This window comes from Methylobacterium marchantiae (assembly GCF_042679825.1).
GTDB lineage: Bacteria > Pseudomonadota > Alphaproteobacteria > Rhizobiales > Beijerinckiaceae > Methylobacterium > Methylobacterium marchantiae.
On sequence record NZ_JBHTND010000037.1, the window covers coordinates 21,202 to 38,050 of the forward strand.

Consider the following 16,849-nt stretch of genomic DNA (forward strand, 5'->3'; position numbering starts at 1 on the left):
CGGGTTTCGGCCGTCATAGGTCGACACCGAGCAAGCGCTGCGCAGGCGGATCGCCGTACATCTTGAGTTGGAGATACGGGGGCTCTCTGAATTCAGCCGGAGGAGCCGTAGTGGTCGTGATGATGTACTGAAACAAAGGCGTTCCGCCGATGCGTTCCAATTCTTCGGCAATGTCGAATAGCCTTCCGTAGATCGACAGACCAAGGTCGGCCTCACGCGGGCTGTCATGCACCAAGAATGGTGGGACCCGTGTCGCCCCCTCGATACTGAGACACATCGCGGCTAGGTCAAAGGCTAGGACTTTGAGCGAATCGATTGCCGCCGTCGTTCGGTCGCCTCCCATATCGACTGAAAGCTCAAGTCCATTACCGGAGAGCGTAATGCGACCTCTCGCGTCGTGCCCCACCAGCCGTCGAACAATCGGGTCGAACTTCTCGCTCATTCGACCGAATACGCGCGCCTGTTTGTCGCGAAACGCACCGAGCCGCTCTCTTTCACCATCGAGTGTCGCGCCAAGTGCGCGAAGGCGCTTTATCGCCCCATCCTGAGTGTCGATGAGCTCGGCCACACGCTCAACATCGTCCTGAGCCCTCTTAGCCGTGTACCACGCAGCCTCCCGGGTATCGCGTGCCTTCTCTATTGCATCAACGCGAATGGCAGCTTGATCCAACTGCTGCTTCGCAAGCGCGATCTGTTGGAGAAGCCGCACGCTTTCGTGGCGCAGGCCTTCAAGGCGCTTGCCTTGGGCATCGAAGTCCACCCGACGTTGCGCCCAACGCTGTTGGCATGCTTCGGCATCGGGTATTTTGTGCGAAAGCTTGCACCCTTCAGCCAAAACCCGATCAATCGGAACTTCACAAATTGGGCAGATCGGGCTCTCCGCCTCGGCTTGCGAATAGGAAAGCCCGGGCAGTTCCCCTTGGATCTCGCTCAATACTCGCTGTTCGATCGGGATCGATGTTTCAATGCGGATGCGTTCTCCATCGAGGCGCATCCACTCGAGTCGCACGGCTTCATGCTGCTTCCGCGCCGTAGCGAGTTCGGTGCCGCCGCCGGCGGGAAGCTGCGTTGCAGCCCCTAGGCGCTCGCCCGCGGACTTGCGCATAACATCGATCAAGAGCGGCATCTCGGGCAACGATTGGCCGGCCAAGTCAAGCGCAGCGATGAGGCGGCTTTGTGTACGTTCGATTTCCCACCGTCGATGGCCGATCTCCTGGTCGAGGGTTCGACGTTGTTCGTTGAGGCTATTAACTTCACCGCGGGTCGTTTGCTCCTCTGGTGTGATCGCCATCAGGAAGGCACGCAGCGCCTCGAGCCTCGGCCCTTTTTCCTGACCGCTAGCAGGTATGGGCGAATCCGAATCCGAAGTTGGCGATCGCCAGTCCAGAACGTCATCGAACCGACATTCCTGGTCCCGCGTCAACCAAGCCAGGGCGATCGGCCAAATCGGTCCATCCGCCCGCGGGCGAACCAACCCCGCGAGTTCGGTGGTAATGATATTCTGATCGACAGCCTCGATGAAGGACTCAAGTCCAGTCGACGCTCCCTCGCCGGCGGCGATCTCATCGAGATTGCCATTCGGCACAGCCATATGCCGACGGCGAACGCCGAGAGGCCGAACGATCGCCCAGCATACCCCGTCGAGTATGACTTCGGCGCCGACAATGCCGTTCAGGAATGCGGTGCCTATCCTATCCCGCTGTGGCTCCGTGGCGAAACGATCCTCACCAAGGCAATAGCGGATCAACCTGCAAAACAGCGTTTTACCACTGCCGTGCCCGATCGCGTTGGTCTGGTCTGCCGAAGCAGCATCATCAGCTCCGTCTGGGGACCAGACGATATTGAGCCCAGGGCGAAGGGCAACGTCTCGCACCTTTTCCCCACCAGGCTCCTTCCAGATGACCAGACGCCGGACCCAAAGCCGCGGCCCGTTCAGCCCTTCGGCTGGCATTACGGTGAGGGGTTGCGGCCCTAACAGGTCAGGCTGCTGCGGCATCTTCTATCCACCTCTGTATCTCATCCGGCAGCGAATCCACTGCTGTGCCAAGATCGATGCTTTTCAGGGCCTCCAACACGAAACCGGCGCGGCCATCTGGCCAACTTGCCGTATCGATCGCATCGAGCCCGAGACCCGGCGCCCACGTGCCGTCCCCGAGGTTTTCAATCAGTCGCCCATTGCCGCGATGATTGCGGACAGCCGCTCCCCATGCAGCGTTGTTCCGCGTCGCGAACGCTGCGACATTTCCTGTGAGCGGATCAGCTTCGGAGCCCACCAGGCGGCGCCATTCTGCCGCTTTAGCGTCTGGCAAAAGGGAAACGAACAACCGTGGCTCTAGGATCAACGCGGCCGCGAGGCGGACATCCCTGATTGGTGCCGGAGAGCCCACTGCTTTGAGGATGGCTGCCAGTGCCGCACCAACATCGCCGGATTGCGACTGTGTAGGACGAGCCCACATGCCGTCCGATAGAACGGCTAGCGGAGGCCTTTGAACCCCCGTTGCGCGTGCATCGATTTGTGTTCCTGCAAGTCTATCCCAGGCTTCCAACACCAGTCGCTGCGTGCGATATTCGTTGAATTCTCGAATTTCACGGTTGCGCAGCGCTTTGAATGTTTCGATATCACACTTCTCTCCCAGAATATTCACTGGATCGAGTATATAGAGCATCTCCTGCTTATTAAGGCCGTAAACTTCACGAGCAACAAGAACGTCAATCTCGGCAGAGAGTTCTGATCTTCGACTCGGGTCATCTTCGACACATATGGAGGCTGAAACAACTCCGTCACGCAAAGCGGCCTTTCGTAGCGCCTCCATTTCATCACCGACGGCGCAAAGCTGATAAACGCGTTCGATAAGCGGTTGGAACGATGGAAGCGCTTTGCCATTTCGCGGGAATGGAAGACTGTCCATGACGGTGAAGGACATCTTCAGAGAAACCTTCTTACGAACCACAAAATCCATCGCCATGGAATTGGCAACACCCAGCCACAAGAGCAGGTCATATACGTCGGTTCCAAATGTTATGGTTGGCACCTTGTCGCCACAGATCGTGTTCGGCGGAACGAGCGCGGCTATTAGACTCCGTGAATTAGTAGGGCTGGCAACATCGCAGAAGCCGATCCGGTACTTGTCGATCCGTCCGACGAGCTTGTCAGGGACTTTTTCTGGCAGAATACGCCATTGTGGTTGAACGTTTTTGCCGGGTGTTCCGAATGGAAGATCCGGCCACTCTGCCGACCGACCACGCCCCGACAAGTACCCTTTCGCCCGATAGTCGTAGGCGTCGATCATCCGCCCCTCAAAGAGGGGCAAGCCGTCCGGTCGCTCGGCAAACAGACTACGGTCATTGCCCATGTGCGCTTCGGCCATGTAACTGCGATACGGTTGCCCCTCAATCCGCTCGCCAAATTTGGGGTAGCGGGAATACATCTTCGTGCAGATGTCGATGTCTTCTTGCGCGGCGAACTCCATCACCGACCGGGCGTCCGGCGAGAATTCGGCGACCAGATCAGTCGGAATGCTGAGTACCCGCCCTGCCGAGAAGTTGGCCAGCTTTTCCAGAGTATTGACCCTGAATGCCGCGCCGAATTGTTCAGTCCGACCGTCTCGCCAGGCGACGTAGAGGCAAAACTTGGTACGGGTGTCGATCGATGGAAACCAAATTCCCTTGGTGTTCTCGAAGCCTGCCAACTTCTCTAGTCGACGGTGATCGAAAATCTCGCCACGGATTGCAGTAGCATTGGCGCCATTGTAGAGCCCCTCGGGCACGAACTGCGCGGCCACCCGACCCGGACGCGTCAGAGCGAGCGCACTTTCTACAAACATGCGATAGACGTTGAAGTCGCCCTTGCCGAGATTACCGGGGGCGAAGAGGCGATATCGTCCGCTGGACTTCATGAAATGCACGGCCGCGTAAAGATCGCGGCAATGCTCGTCCCATAAGGCAGCGATGGAAGCATCTTCTAGAAGATGCTCGAACGCGGCTCTTTGGTCAGACGGAGACATAAAGCGGACTTGCGGGTCGTAGGACGCGAAGAACTCCTTATTGTCCGGGCTCATTGTCTCCCAAGGCGGATTGCCGAGAACAACATCGAAGCCGCCGCGACCCATTACGTCAGCGAAGGCGATGGGCCAGTGGAAGAAACGGTAGTGAGCAGCCAGATCGGCGACCACGCCGGAGAGCGGTCCAAATGGCTCGTGTCCACGTAGAAGCTCCCACACCGTGCCTGATGTCGCGACGGTCTCGGCACCACGTCGCGGCAGACCATCGGGGCCTGCATATTGTCCACCTTGGATCTTCGGCGCGAAGAAGGTTGAGGTCCATAGATCGCAGGCGCGCTCCACTGTCCAGGCAGCAGCGCCGCGGCTCATAAGCGCCTCGAAGCGCGACTGCTTCTCCGCGATTTGATCAACGGTCTCTTCGGGCATGTCAGCCAGCGCGGCAAGATCGCGGGCCAGGTCCTTTTGGCGATTGAAGCCAAAGCCATTTTCAATCCGACCGCGTTCAGCTTCCTCGCGACGGTTTTTAGCTTTGTAGTGATTGACGACTTCGCGGTCATCGCCGTTCAGCAGCTTATAGGCATCGTCGGGGATACCTTCCCCCAGCACGGCCAGGTCGAAGACCCCAACGAGGCTGTCACCACATCGGATGTGGCTGTCGAGGAAAGTCAGTGGCTTGCCCGGTTCGACCGCCTCGATCCACATGGCCACCTTGGCCAATTCCACGGCCATGGGATTGCGATCGACACCGTGAATGCAATGGCGCGCGACATCGCGCATCGCAGCGGGATAGTCTGGCGCTTCGCTGTCTCGCAGCAACGCTACCCGCGTCGCCATCCTCCTCGCGGCACCAAGAAGGAAATGGCCGGAGCCACAAGCTGGATCGATGACGGAGAGCTTGAGAATCGCGTCGGCGCCGCCCTCAGCCTCGGCGCGAGCAAGCACGGGGTCTAGAGTATTGTCGAGCAAGGTTTGAACCAAGCTGTCCGGCGTATAGTAGCTGCCGCTGATCTTGCGCGCATTCCCTCGTGCCTCGCTGCCGCCCGCAAAGCAGAAACGTCGGCCATTATCTTCACGCGTGGGTACAAGTTCGAGCAGACCCTCGTATACCGAACCTAACTCTTCCGTCGCCATATCACGCCAGTTGATACGGACACGGCGCCCGTCCTCGATCAACCAGCTTAGATGGAAGACCGCGCGCAGAAATGCTCTATTGGGTAACTTCGCGTCGTCAAGATCCGGAGTCTGGCCCCGCGCGAACAGGCTCCCAAGCGGCGGCAGACCCAAAAGCCTTTCGCCGCGCTCCAGCCCTCGGAAAACGATCTTCGCCCCTTCCCAGGCATCATGATGATGGTCGTGAGCGGATCGGCGGGCCGAGCGTTCGCGCATGTGGCCGAAGCCGTAGCCAGAGGCATAGAGGTCGCGTGACGTGGCCGATGCATCCGGTCCGTGCAGGAGATCGCGGTCCTCCGACACCGCGAGGAAGATCAGCCTGTAGACCACGCGCAGAAGCTGCTCGAACCACCCTTGGATGCCGAGACGATTCTCGTCCAGCTTTGCACGAAGGTCCGGATTTGCATCCAGGAAGCCCTGCCCGAGCGCGAGGAGCGCCTCTTCGACACTCTCCCCGAGCCTTTCGCGCGCCGCAGTGCCGGCTCTCAGCCCGGCCTCACGCCACCGTTCGAGAGCAGAATCGACAGCTGGCGCGTGCTCGCCTCCAAAGCGCGTTGCATGGATCAGCAGCCATGTTGCGGTGAAGTCTGCGAACATCTCGTCGCGAAAAATCGCTCCGAGATCAGCTTCGATATAAGCGGGACGGGTAAAACTCGCGTTGTCCCGCATGAGACGGACACGATCTCCGGCGAAGACCATTCCCCACAAGAAGTCGGGGTTGGCATTCAGCCAATCCTGAAGCAGCACGCCGGGTGAACGCCGCGGGATCGTCCCATCATGGTCATCGCCTAGCTGCGGCAGCGCTTTCGTGAATGCCTCACCGTCCGGCTTCGGGGCCGCAACCACGATAGGCACCCTGCCGCCCTTGGCCTCAAGCGTGACGCGATAGGTATGCCCATCCCTGTGATGAACATTGGGACCATGCAGAGCTTCAAATCCGAACGCTTCCTCGAGGAGGCTTCTTACGAAGGCGGTGGTCTGAATCACATTGGGCGTCGGCAACCTAGCGTACGCCTGCCAGTGGGCTTGGCCGATCCTGAAATAGCGGGTGATTTCATCCCGCAGATTCGTCCCCTTCGGGCAGCCATAGTCGGCGGCTGCCTTCTGGTCCGGCGCCGTAGCGGCGATGACCGCCACCTGATCAGGTGAAATGAGTCCGCCCTCGATTGAGACGGCAGTGAGCCCGATGTCGGCCACACGCTTGAGATGGCGAGCCATCATTCGCCCTCCGGAAGGAGGACATAGAGCCCAATCACATCGGCGGGCAGAACCGGCACGACATCGACCGTCGCGCCACCGCGGGCGGCCTCCGTGAGCCTCAAGTGATCTTCAGACAACACGGCCCCTCGTTCGGCGGCGAACGCCGCTATGGCGGATTCGTAGGCCGCCAACCGCTCACGGGCACGCTGAAGTTGGCGTGCGATCGCTTGCTCATCTAGGTTGCCGGCCGCTTCAGGTTCCAGGAGCGCAAGCGCTGAAAGACCTGTCAGTCCGGCTTCGGGGGCCATGCCTTGAAAGGCAAGCCCGGTGGCTTCCTCCGCAAGCAACAACCGATTTGTGCGCCCACTGGTGATGAGTTTGAAGCGAAGACGTAACAACAATAGTGTCGTCATCTGATCGACAGCCCGGGTTCGCCAAACTCCACAGCGACCGAGCGGCGGGAAAGCAGCACCGTCAGGATCCAGGGCCCCCTCCGCGAGACTCTCCGCCAAGCTGGCGACGAGCGGGTGAACCCGACCCAAATGCGTGACTCCCGGAGTGGGATCGTCCTGAAATCCAACCTTTCGCGTTCCGCGGAGGCCGCGCGCTTCCAAGCGTTCCTTGATGGCGTCAGGCATCGCATCGAGATGAACGAGCTGATGCTGCCCGGCTTTGTCCAATGGCGCCCCAACGCGCTTCAGAGCTCGATCCGTGAAACGGGCAACCTCGGTCGGGCCCCCGTTTAGAGCTCGCATTTGTCGCCATTCCGGCAATACTTCCTCGGGCTTCAACGCACCTTGGGCATATCGCGCGCGACTCGCCTTCGCGTTCTCTTCGGCATCGCGCCATTTGCTGTCGAGGCGCTCGCTCGACAGACCAAAATCGAAGGCAAGCTGCTCGCGATGCCCTCCGGCACGAAGCATAAGCGCTTGCATCAGCGCCGAGGTCACACCTTCGCTGTCTTCGGGCATGGGCACCGCGATGCCCGTAGCTTTCCGGATTGCCTCCGCCTTGCGCAAGATGACCTGCAGCACGGCTCCATCGATCGCGCTGTTCTCGCCAAAGATCGTCACCGATCGAACGATCGGTGACTGTTGGCCAAATCGATCGACGCGTCCCTCCCGCTGCTGATGGCGGGTCGGATTCCAACTAAGATCATAATGAATTACTGCGTCGAACAATGATTGCAGATTGACGCCCTCGGAGAGGCAGTCCGTCGCGACCAGGATTCGGCTCTCCGATCCTTCGAGGCGGTCGACCCGGGCCCGCCGCTCTTCGGGTGTCAGGCGACCGGTGACGATAGCTACGTCGGCCTTTGGCCACGCCTTGCGGAGCTCTTCGCCCAACGCCTCGGCCGTGGCGATAAACCGGCAGAAAATCACAGGTGTCGCACCGTCTCTGAGCAGCCCTTTCAAGAGCTTCAGCAGACGGGCGACTTTGGGGTCTTCCCCGCGGCGCCCATCGAGCGCCTCCGCCATTGCTATCAACTCGACGAGTTCGGCCCGTTCTTCGGCATCGGCAGTGGCGGTTCCGGGTTCGAGATCGCCCTGGTCGAGAAGACCTTCATCCTCGTCAAAGACGACAGGCTGCATCGCCTCCTCGTCTGCGACCCCGCTGAGGCGATTGCGGAGCGCGCTGGCCGCAGCTGCGGGAGACGAGCCGACGCATCGCATGAGCGCCAGTGTCCCCCAAAACGCGAGTCGGCGGCTCCGCTGGTCGGCGCCGGCCCGCTCCGTGACCGCCAGGCAGTAGTCTAGGACGCGATCGTGTAATGCGGCAAAGTCGCCGATAAGACTGAAGGACTCGTCCTTCACCTGATGGACGGGGAAAGTCCGTTTCTCGTTCCAGCCGGACTCCATTATGTCCGGCCGACGACGCTGGACATAATGCTGGGCCAGCCGACGCGCATATCGAGCGCGGGCATTTTCGTCTCCTTGCGGGCCGCCGGCAAAATCTGGACTGATCAGTCCCAGCAGGCGGTCAAATGCGGCTTCGTCTCCGCTATGTGGCGTCGCGGTCAGCAATAGCATGTGGCGATCCTCATCGGCGACCAGGCGCTCTAGGAGTTCAAACCGCTGATGCCGACCACGCGCGCCACCGATGCAGGCGTGGGCTTCATCGACGACCACTAGCGACGGGCATGCGCGCGCGAATTCGTCACGTCGGCTGTCGGCCTTGATGTAATCGAGACTGACGACAGTGTGGGGATAGGCCTCGAAGAGGCTTTGCGCGGCTGGCAGCCCGCGCTCAAGGCTCCGAGCCCGGGCCGATGTGACGGCCACGGCGTCGATATCGAATTTCTCGGCGAGCTCGCCAACCCATTGTTCGACGAGGTGTGGTGGGCAGAGAACCGAAAAGCGATCGATCAGGCCACGATCAAGCATTTCACGGACGATGAGGCCAGCTTCAATCGTTTTACCGATACCAACATCGTCTGCGATCAGCAGGCGCACAACAGGGAGTTTCAGCGCCATCATCAACGGCACCAACTGATAAGCACGGGGCTCGACGCCTAGATGAGCGGCGCTGCGGAAGGGACCGGCTCCGCGACGGAGCGATAGACGCAAGGCATCTGCTAGGAGGCGCGCACCATCCTGGGTGTCCCGCTGATCTAACTCGGGCGGCGAAAACCGAGCGGGCCTCACCGGGATTGCCTCGAGCGCGAGCGCGATCCGCTGCGCGTCGGCCTCTGACCCTGAAAGCGGCCGGATGTTGAGGATGTCATCGTCAGGCGACGGCAGGACGACCCATTCGCGTCCCCGTACCTCGACAAGATCACCCGGTGAAAATCGTATTGCGTCCACTATGCCGCCCCCAAAAGCTCTATTAGTTCAATCGGAGCTGTCTCTCCGGGCTGATCGGGCAACTTGACAAGGTCCACCCCCAAATCTGCACATGTCACCGCCAATCCCGCCGGCACCAATCCCGGGACTGCTAGCACCTGGAAGTTGGGCCAATACAGGTCGTACAAAATGCCGCCGATCTTGCGCGTCGAGGGAGCAGGCAAGCCCCACCGCCGGAACGCGCGGTGCCAAGGGCCATCAACCTCGTCATCCGGCGTGTCCGCGATCACAGGCTTCGCAAGCTCGCAGAGGAACGACGTCACCTCTGGGTCGCGGCGGTCGATCAGGTTATGATCGGGCTGATTGAAATAGGAGAGCAGACAGCGGTAGCAGCCTGCGACACAGGCATCCTCTCGTTCGACGATGCCTTCGCCCTTTGAGGGCAAATCATAGTGCATCAGATTGAGCGCCTCGCGCGCGATCTCTGCCATACGGCGCGGATCGGAAACGAGACGATTGAGCACGCCGGCGCCACCTTCCGTTGCTTCATAGAGTAGTATTGCCTTACGTTCATCGCGCTTCGGTAAGGGCTCGCCCAACAGCTCACCTTCCTCCAACTCGGCGACAATCTGAATGCCTCGCAGGAGCGCGTGCTGAAGCGTCGCCATTTGCGCTTCATTGAATTTTTCGATCGGGCGCAGCAGAAGGGCGTTTTTATGGTCCTCAACTATCGGAACAATCCGTTGCGACTTCGGCGTCGTGACATCGATATCGTCGTCGTCGCCACCGTTCAGCGTGTCCTTGACCCAGCGTCCCGATGTGGGATCAATACAGAAGCCTCTGATCGACTTGGACTTGCGCCGGCGGAGCCCATTGTTGACGCGCGATAGTTTTGCGCGTGCGCCATAATCGAGGAGAAGAAGCGGCTGGCCCTCCGAACGCAATGTGAGCGTGCGGATATCAGGAACGCCTTTTTCGAATTGCCACTGGAAGACGGTCTGGATCTCAAAGCCGCGCCTTTGGCGGTCCTCATCATTTGCTGTGATGCGAGACGACGGTGCGGTTTCAACATTGTCGATCCGATAGACGTTATCGAGACGATCCACACCGGCTAGCGACGCGTTGCAAGCATGACATCGCTCCAGCTTGTTATCGGAGTGCGCTGCTCCGCACTCGGCACACAAGATGAGGGTCGTGGTGGCAAGCTTGCCATCATCGAGGCGGCCATGCGCCGGCAGCTTCGCACGAACGACCCGGTAGGCCCGCCCCTCATGATAGATTAGGCTGTTAGGACCAAATTCGGAGATGGCGAGGAAGCGCGGCCTTTGCAGGACCGCCGCACGTTTGGTCGCAGGGATGAATGCATAGAGCGGTAGTCGCGGGAAATTGTAGCCGGGCAGAAATCCTTCGGTCGCTAAATAGCGATACGTGTAGAAATCTGAACCGTTCGAAGCCTGTCCGCGCTCAAGCATGTCAAGCTCTTCTGTCGCACGGAAATGACGACGTGCGGCCTCCTTGCGCTCGCCCGGCTTGAATGACGTTTTCTGCTGAATTTGATGAGCCTCATCCTGCTCACGGCGGGCGCTTTGGTAGAGCTCCCGCCAGCGGCCGAAGCTGCCTGCGAAATTCTGCGCAGCCTCTCTGTCGGTTTCATCAACAAAGGCATCGATATCGGCCAGCCAAGGCGCATCGGCCAGCTCGACCACGCTGGCTGTTCGCTCAAGCAGGCGCCGCATTGTGGGTTTTGCCGCTCCACTCGCGACGAGCTTTGCGAAGGCGGATTTAATCTCATTTGAGACGGCCATCTCCGGTGTCGCCATATTCAAATTCTCGGGGATAGACGGCTTTAGCGGCACGATGGCCGCCGCCAACCATTCTGCGTGGAGATGGCTTCGCAGCAGATCGCGATTGGCAAGATCCAAGGCCGGCGGCTTCACTACGCCCGCGACAAGCCCTTGACGATTGTTGAAGTAATATTGGTCATGGGGAGACTGGGCGGCGCAATAGGTGACAACAAGCGCCGCTTGACCGCTGCGGCCAGCCCGGCCGGCCCGTTGCACGTAATTCGCGGGCGTCGGCGGCGCATTCCGGAGAAAGACAGTGTTCAGCGCGCTGATGTCAACTCCGAGCTCCATTGTCGGCGAGCAGAACAGAGCCGGAAGGAAGCTGGCGGGCTCGCCTTCCTGGCGCATTTCATCTCGGTTTTGGGCAATTCTTTCGATATCCGGCTTCCCGAACCGGAACCGGTCTTCGCGCCAAGCTCGAACCTTCTGGTCGACCTGAGCGGTGTGCTCTCGAGCCTCGAAGGAAAAGGGCAAGTCGCCATCTTGTCCGAGCATCTCCGCGACTTCCTCATAAAGCGTGCGGAAAAATGGGTTCTCGCGTTTCCCATCCGCCCTTCTGGTCGCGGGAAAGAGGCGCAAGGCCGTCGATGCAAGGCGCCACGCAGGAGCCTCGCCGCCCGTGACCACCCGGCGAATAACCTGGTGGTTTTCGGCTGCCCTCAGAAGCGTAGCGATAACATCGTCATATTCTTTGACGGGTAGCGGCTCACCCCAGACATCCTTGCTGCGAAGGGCCTTACTCAACCCCGTCCGCCAGCCGCCGCGTACAATCAGCACATCTTCCGCTGCACTAATCTCCGCCTTACTTGGCGGGTCGATCATCAGGAATCCGGCTTGCCGCAATTCCTGCTCCTCGTTCTGATCGATAAGCCAGGGGTCGCGGAGGTGATTCCTCGACGTCTCGGCGACTTGCAATATCCGCTGGCGATCAAGCGCTTCTGTTGCGATGGCAAGGCCGCGACGCATATAGTCGAAAAGCAGGTTGAAGAGTCTAGCCCGCAGCTGGGGCGTGGCGGTCGCTAGTCGCGGGTTTTCGGCGAACTCTTCGTCGTCGCCCGCAAGCTCACCCAGCCCAGGAAACCGAACCTCCACAAGGCCCGCCTCTTCGAGATTAGGATTCGTGAAGCGCCAGCCCTTCCGAAGATCCGCCCAGACGCGGTGTGCCAGGATAGACGTCAGCACTTCCTCGCCAGCTTGGCGGTTATGAAATCCCTTTACACGGGGATCCGCCATCCAGTCGGACAAACGGTCGGTTTCTTCGAGGTCGAAGCCGAGCGCCTTGCGAACGGCTTCCCCAAACTGAACATCTGAAAGGCCCTTCTCACCTGCGCCACGCACAGCGCGCAAGATACTGCCCCGAAGCAAGCTGACGAAAATGAAGTCGTTGAAATGCCCTGCCTGCAGAGCAGCATCTTGGCGATTGTCAGTAAAACCTAGAAGCTTACGTGCGCTTTCCTCAAGCGTGCCGTCCGCCTCCATCCATGCCAAGATGGTCGAGACGATAAGCGTAGTCGCAGAACTCCGCCCTTCGGCCGATAGGCCCGCCAGCTTATTAATGTCACGCGCCTGTTGTGGAGGCTGATGACGGCAATGAGGGCAAAAGCGATACTTGCCGGCGAAGAACCAAGCCGGCACTCCGTCATCGGCGAGCGATCCATCAGGCTTCACAAGGAGAAGCTGCCCTTCGTGCTTGCCCCGATGCCCGGCTTTTAGCCGCTCTTGTCCCGCTGGCGTCGTTTCTTGCCAATCATCCGGATAGTCGGCGACAGCTCCCCCGAACAAGAAGTCAACATTGATCGAAGGGACCAGGAAGCCCGTCCGGGAGCCATCCGGTTCCGGGTTCTCGCTTGCCGCGTCATCGATCGGTCGTGCGAGAACGCGAACACCATCGAGTGCACTCTCAATCCGAACGCTGTGGTGCTCTTGACCGCATTCCCGGCAAAAGAAGACTGGATATAGGCGCGCGTTCGGATCGGATGGATGAAATATCTGTCCTTCCAGCACGACACGCCGATCGCTCACGGGCTCGATCGTTGCGTAGGCGTGGCCAGCGCCAGAAATGAATCGGTGAAGCTTGAACGCCAGGAACGCCCGGTCACTGACGCCACCCCGAAGATCTTCGGGGCGTCCCATTAACGACAGCATCCCCGCAACAGCAGCTCTGCATTTTTCGGAAGGGATGTTTGTCTGGTCAGCGAGTTTGGAACTCGCATCACTCAAGGTCATGGGCGGGCGACGCCGCAGTTTCTCGCCCTCGACAAGCCCAATTTCAGTCTCGATCCAGCAAGCGAGTGGATGAGAATACAACTCCTCGTCCGTCAGACTTTCCGGTATTGGCGCCAGAACCGCATTCGAGAGCGCTGCTCCGACACTTGTGTTGTTGATCTGTGGGTCCGTCGCCCTGGCGAGATTCTCATCGATGATCGATGCCGAGCTGAGCTCTTCCCCGAAAATCAGCTTGCCGACGCGAGCAACGGCGCTCGCGCGTTCGATCTCCTCGTGCGCGCTCGACATAGTCGCTGAAGTACCTATGCACAGCAGCTTTCGCTCTTTGACGAGGCGGTCTTTCACGCGGCGCACCAGCATCGCGACGTCCGCCCCCTGACGGCCTCGATAGGTATGCAGTTCATCCAGCACCAAGAAATCCAGGCCGGCTGCATTGGCGATGACGGCGCGATCGAGTTCATCCTGGCGCGTCATGAGCAGCTCGAGCATCATGAAGTTCGTCAGCAAGATATCGGGCTTGGCCTTGGCGATCGCCTGTCGTTCTGCATCACTCTCCTGGCCGGTATAGCGGCTGAAGGTCGGGCGCAGCTCCTCCGGGAGTCCAGAGCCGCCGATGAATTTGTCGAGCTCCTCAAGCTGGCTGTTGGCCAACGCGTTCATTGGATAGATGATGATCGCGCGCGTCCGCTGCGGCTCGCCTGCGCGCCGCGCGCGCACCACCGCATCGACGATTGGCAAGAAGAAGCACAGCGACTTTCCTGACCCAGTGCCCGTGGTCACGATGAAGCTTTCACCATTACGCGCCTTCGCAACAGCGCGATCTTGGTGGCGGTGAAGCTTTATCGGCGTCCGGTCAGGGCCTGCTGCGAATATCCTGCTAAGAGCTGGATCGAGTACTTCTTGCGCGACGAGCTGATCAACAGAATGGCCAGACTCAAAGCGGGGATTGATGGTGATCAGGGGCTCAGGCCAAAAACGCTGCTCATTATAGGCAGCATCCACCTGAGCACGGATTTCCGGCGCGCGGATCTCCGAGAAGGAGCGAGCGAATGATTCATATCGCGCTATCAGCGCTTGATCGAGATCGAAGATGTCCACGGCGCCCCTCCCAGTTACCTCGTGGTTGAGATATCTGGCCTTGATTTTGAACTACTACTAATTGAACTTGCTGCTTGTACAGCGTGCGGCATCAGGAATTCTGCTAAACTGACAATGACTTCTTCAAATTTCCCCGGATTTACCGCGACATCTCTGACGAAGGCGATCCACTGACGCTGTTTTTGTTCATCGCTGGCGAAAGCCGGCGTTAGTGCATCGGGCAGGTCTACAGGGATCGGCGTCGCCCGCCGCGCGAACGTCGCCGCGATCGCGCGCGCAAGCCTATCGTCGGCGAAATCGAAGGACTTGCTGAGAATCCAGATGTCGTAGAAGTCCTTCATCCGGCTATTAGCCCGACCCAGCGCCATCATCGCCTGGAATTTCTCGGCAATGACGGTTTCCCGTGCGTAGCCACGAAGTCGAGGCATGGGAAAATCCAGCATGGAAGGATAGTCCAGTTCTTCGGTGCCAGGCTCCACCGCATCGCCAAAGCCGATGTCGATCGTCAGACTAATCCGGGCGCCGCCGATCGATGCTGTTGTCCGCAGTCGCAGGCCGCCATACTCCAGTTCCTCACGGATTCGATCGACCCGGAGGGCGTCAACATCGAATTCCACGCCGTCGGCAGCTTCCTGTGCCAGGATTTCGCGAAACGTCGCCAGCATCGGCTCCCCGCGCGGATCGCCGAAGCCTAGCAGATCAAGGTCGCGCGTACCGCGGTGCGGGTCATCGAACCAACTCATCATCAGCATTGCACCCTTCAGCACGAAGCGGTCGGAATGGGGTGACTGACTGAGCCGGAAGAGCAGCCGCTCCAAGGCGAAGCGGGTCAGGACAAGATCGAAGGTCTGGCCGCTCGTCTTGGAGACCTGCAACAGGCGGGCGCGAACCGAGGCGCCGATGTTCTTGATCTCCTTAGCCATTGGCGGTCAGCGCTTCGAGATAGGGCCGAACGACCGTGGCGACCGTTCCTCGCTCAGCCTGCCTCGCAATCTCGCCCGGCGTCGTTTTGCGCTGGCGCAGCGCTTCCTGAAGGCCTTCGATCGCCACGGGCAGGCCAATTTTGTTCCGATATCGAAAGCAATCGGCGATCGTCTTCGCAACGCCGAAGACCTTCACGGCCACCCCCTCGACAGCGTGGGTTTCAACGCCTTCCTTCAGCAGACGGTCGGTGAAACGTACCAGCCGGATGGGCGTGCCTTCGGGTTTCGGGGACCAGTCCTTCTGACCTACGGCGAGCCAAACCTGCCTCGGGAGCTGATCGGTCAGACCATGGAAAGCCAGGGCTGAAACGAGGCAAACCACGCCTTTGGGGACCCGTTTGGAGGCCTCTGCGAGGCTATGGTGAACGTCGAGAGGCGCATCGGAAAGTTGATAAAGTCCTCGCGCGAGCCGAAGCACCTCGCCATCACGTTCCATGCGACTCATGGTGGCGGCTGTTACGCCAGCCTCGCGCAGCTCAGCCAGGCGTGAAATTCCGCGCGCGGTCAGCACAGTATGGGCGATCTGGCGTTGAGACATGGATGGTGGCACGATACGAAAACTCGGAACATAAGACCTATTCTCCGAGGAATTGTATCACTCTTTGTTGGGCGAGGAAAGGTGCCCGATGGTTGGCGTCGTGGACCGAAGCCCCATGGCGGACAGGTCTAGAACGAGGGGTTGCAAGAGGGCGCGCGTCGCCTCGCCGCCGAGTGATAGCACGTCGATAAAGTCCTCCTGGTTGGGCTGGCCAAGCGCAAGTCGATAGATCATGCGTTGCTCGCGAAGTTGAGCAAACCGCGCTACATCCCGACCGAAAGGTCGCTCGAAAACGTGCCGGCTGATTTCCGCCTTTTCGAGCACCCACCAAGGACGGAGGCCGCTGGTATCGCCGAAACGCTCAGCATGACGCTGCAAGCATTGCCACGGCGAACCATCTGCGGCGGTGACGTCTCTCAGCACCTCATCGCGCAACATTGCCGAGAGCCGACGCCTGACAGCCAGTCCAGCATAGCGCTGGATACGGCCCTCGCGCTGTTCAAGATCAAGAGGATTCGACGAGAGGTCCCAATGAACCACATGCGAACACCAAGGGTGGAAATCCAATCCCTCCTGGCCGACAGATGTCGTGGCCAGCACATGCGGCCAAAAGGGCGTATTGAAGCTTCGGCGGATTTCGTCGGGCCGAACTGGAGCGGTCTGCGCGACGCCGCCCTCCACTTTGACGGCAGGCTCAGTCTCGGCATCCCCGAACGGTACGGCGACATGGCAGCGCACCGGTATTTTGTGCGGCTGACCGCCGATCCCATGAAAGCTGAAGCTGCCGGCCCGCAGTCCGAGTGAGGATTCCAAATCCTTGGCCAGACCTGCAGCGCCCTCAGGCAAACTCTGCGCGCGCAGCCAGAAATGCTCGTCCAAGACGCTTTCAAAGCCACCATCTGAACCGCGCCGGGTTTTCCGGAGGCCCCAACTCTTGCGAGGATGGAGCCATGACGAAGCGAACCCCACCGTTTTCCCTTGAGGTCCGTGAGCGCGCTGTGCGGAT

At 59.9% G+C, this 16,849-nt stretch carries 7 protein-coding genes; all 7 read right to left on the bottom strand.

Features of this window, described 5'->3' with window-relative positions; translation table 11 throughout:
• Positions 1-13: 13 nt before the first annotated feature.
• Positions 14-1,996 carry a DUF2326 domain-containing protein gene (locus tag ACFQ4G_RS19470; protein WP_238209221.1) on the bottom strand — a complete coding sequence of 661 codons (1,983 nt, stop codon included), beginning with the start codon at positions 1,994-1,996 and terminating at the stop codon, positions 14-16.
• Entirely contained in the window at positions 1,980-6,389 is a 4,410-nt protein-coding gene (locus tag ACFQ4G_RS19475; protein WP_238209220.1) for an N-6 DNA methylase, read from the bottom strand. The genes ACFQ4G_RS19470 and ACFQ4G_RS19475 overlap by 17 nt, the downstream gene beginning before the upstream one ends.
• On the bottom strand, positions 6,389-8,848 hold the full coding sequence (locus tag ACFQ4G_RS19480) for a DEAD/DEAH box helicase (RefSeq protein ID WP_238209219.1): 2,460 nt from the start codon (positions 8,846-8,848) through the stop codon (positions 6,389-6,391). Before ACFQ4G_RS19480 ends, ACFQ4G_RS19475 begins: the two co-directional genes overlap by 1 nt.
• Positions 8,849-9,174: 326 nt before the next feature.
• Positions 9,175-14,322: a DEAD/DEAH box helicase gene (locus tag ACFQ4G_RS19485; RefSeq protein WP_238209218.1), complete on the bottom strand. Its 5,148-nt coding sequence runs from the start codon at positions 14,320-14,322 to the stop codon at positions 9,175-9,177.
• Positions 14,323-14,336: 14 nt separating this feature from the next.
• Positions 14,337-15,245: a nucleotidyl transferase AbiEii/AbiGii toxin family protein gene (locus ACFQ4G_RS19490; protein WP_238209217.1), complete on the bottom strand. Its 909-nt coding sequence runs from the start codon at positions 15,243-15,245 to the stop codon at positions 14,337-14,339.
• Complete coding sequence (locus ACFQ4G_RS19495) at positions 15,238-15,843, bottom strand: type IV toxin-antitoxin system AbiEi family antitoxin domain-containing protein (protein WP_238209216.1); 606 nt, start codon at positions 15,841-15,843, stop codon at positions 15,238-15,240. Before ACFQ4G_RS19495 ends, ACFQ4G_RS19490 begins: the two co-directional genes overlap by 8 nt.
• A 57-nt stretch (positions 15,844-15,900) precedes the next feature.
• The coding region (locus tag ACFQ4G_RS19500; protein WP_379040884.1) for a C-terminal helicase domain-containing protein at positions 15,901-16,849 on the bottom strand (949 nt) is incomplete at its 5' end.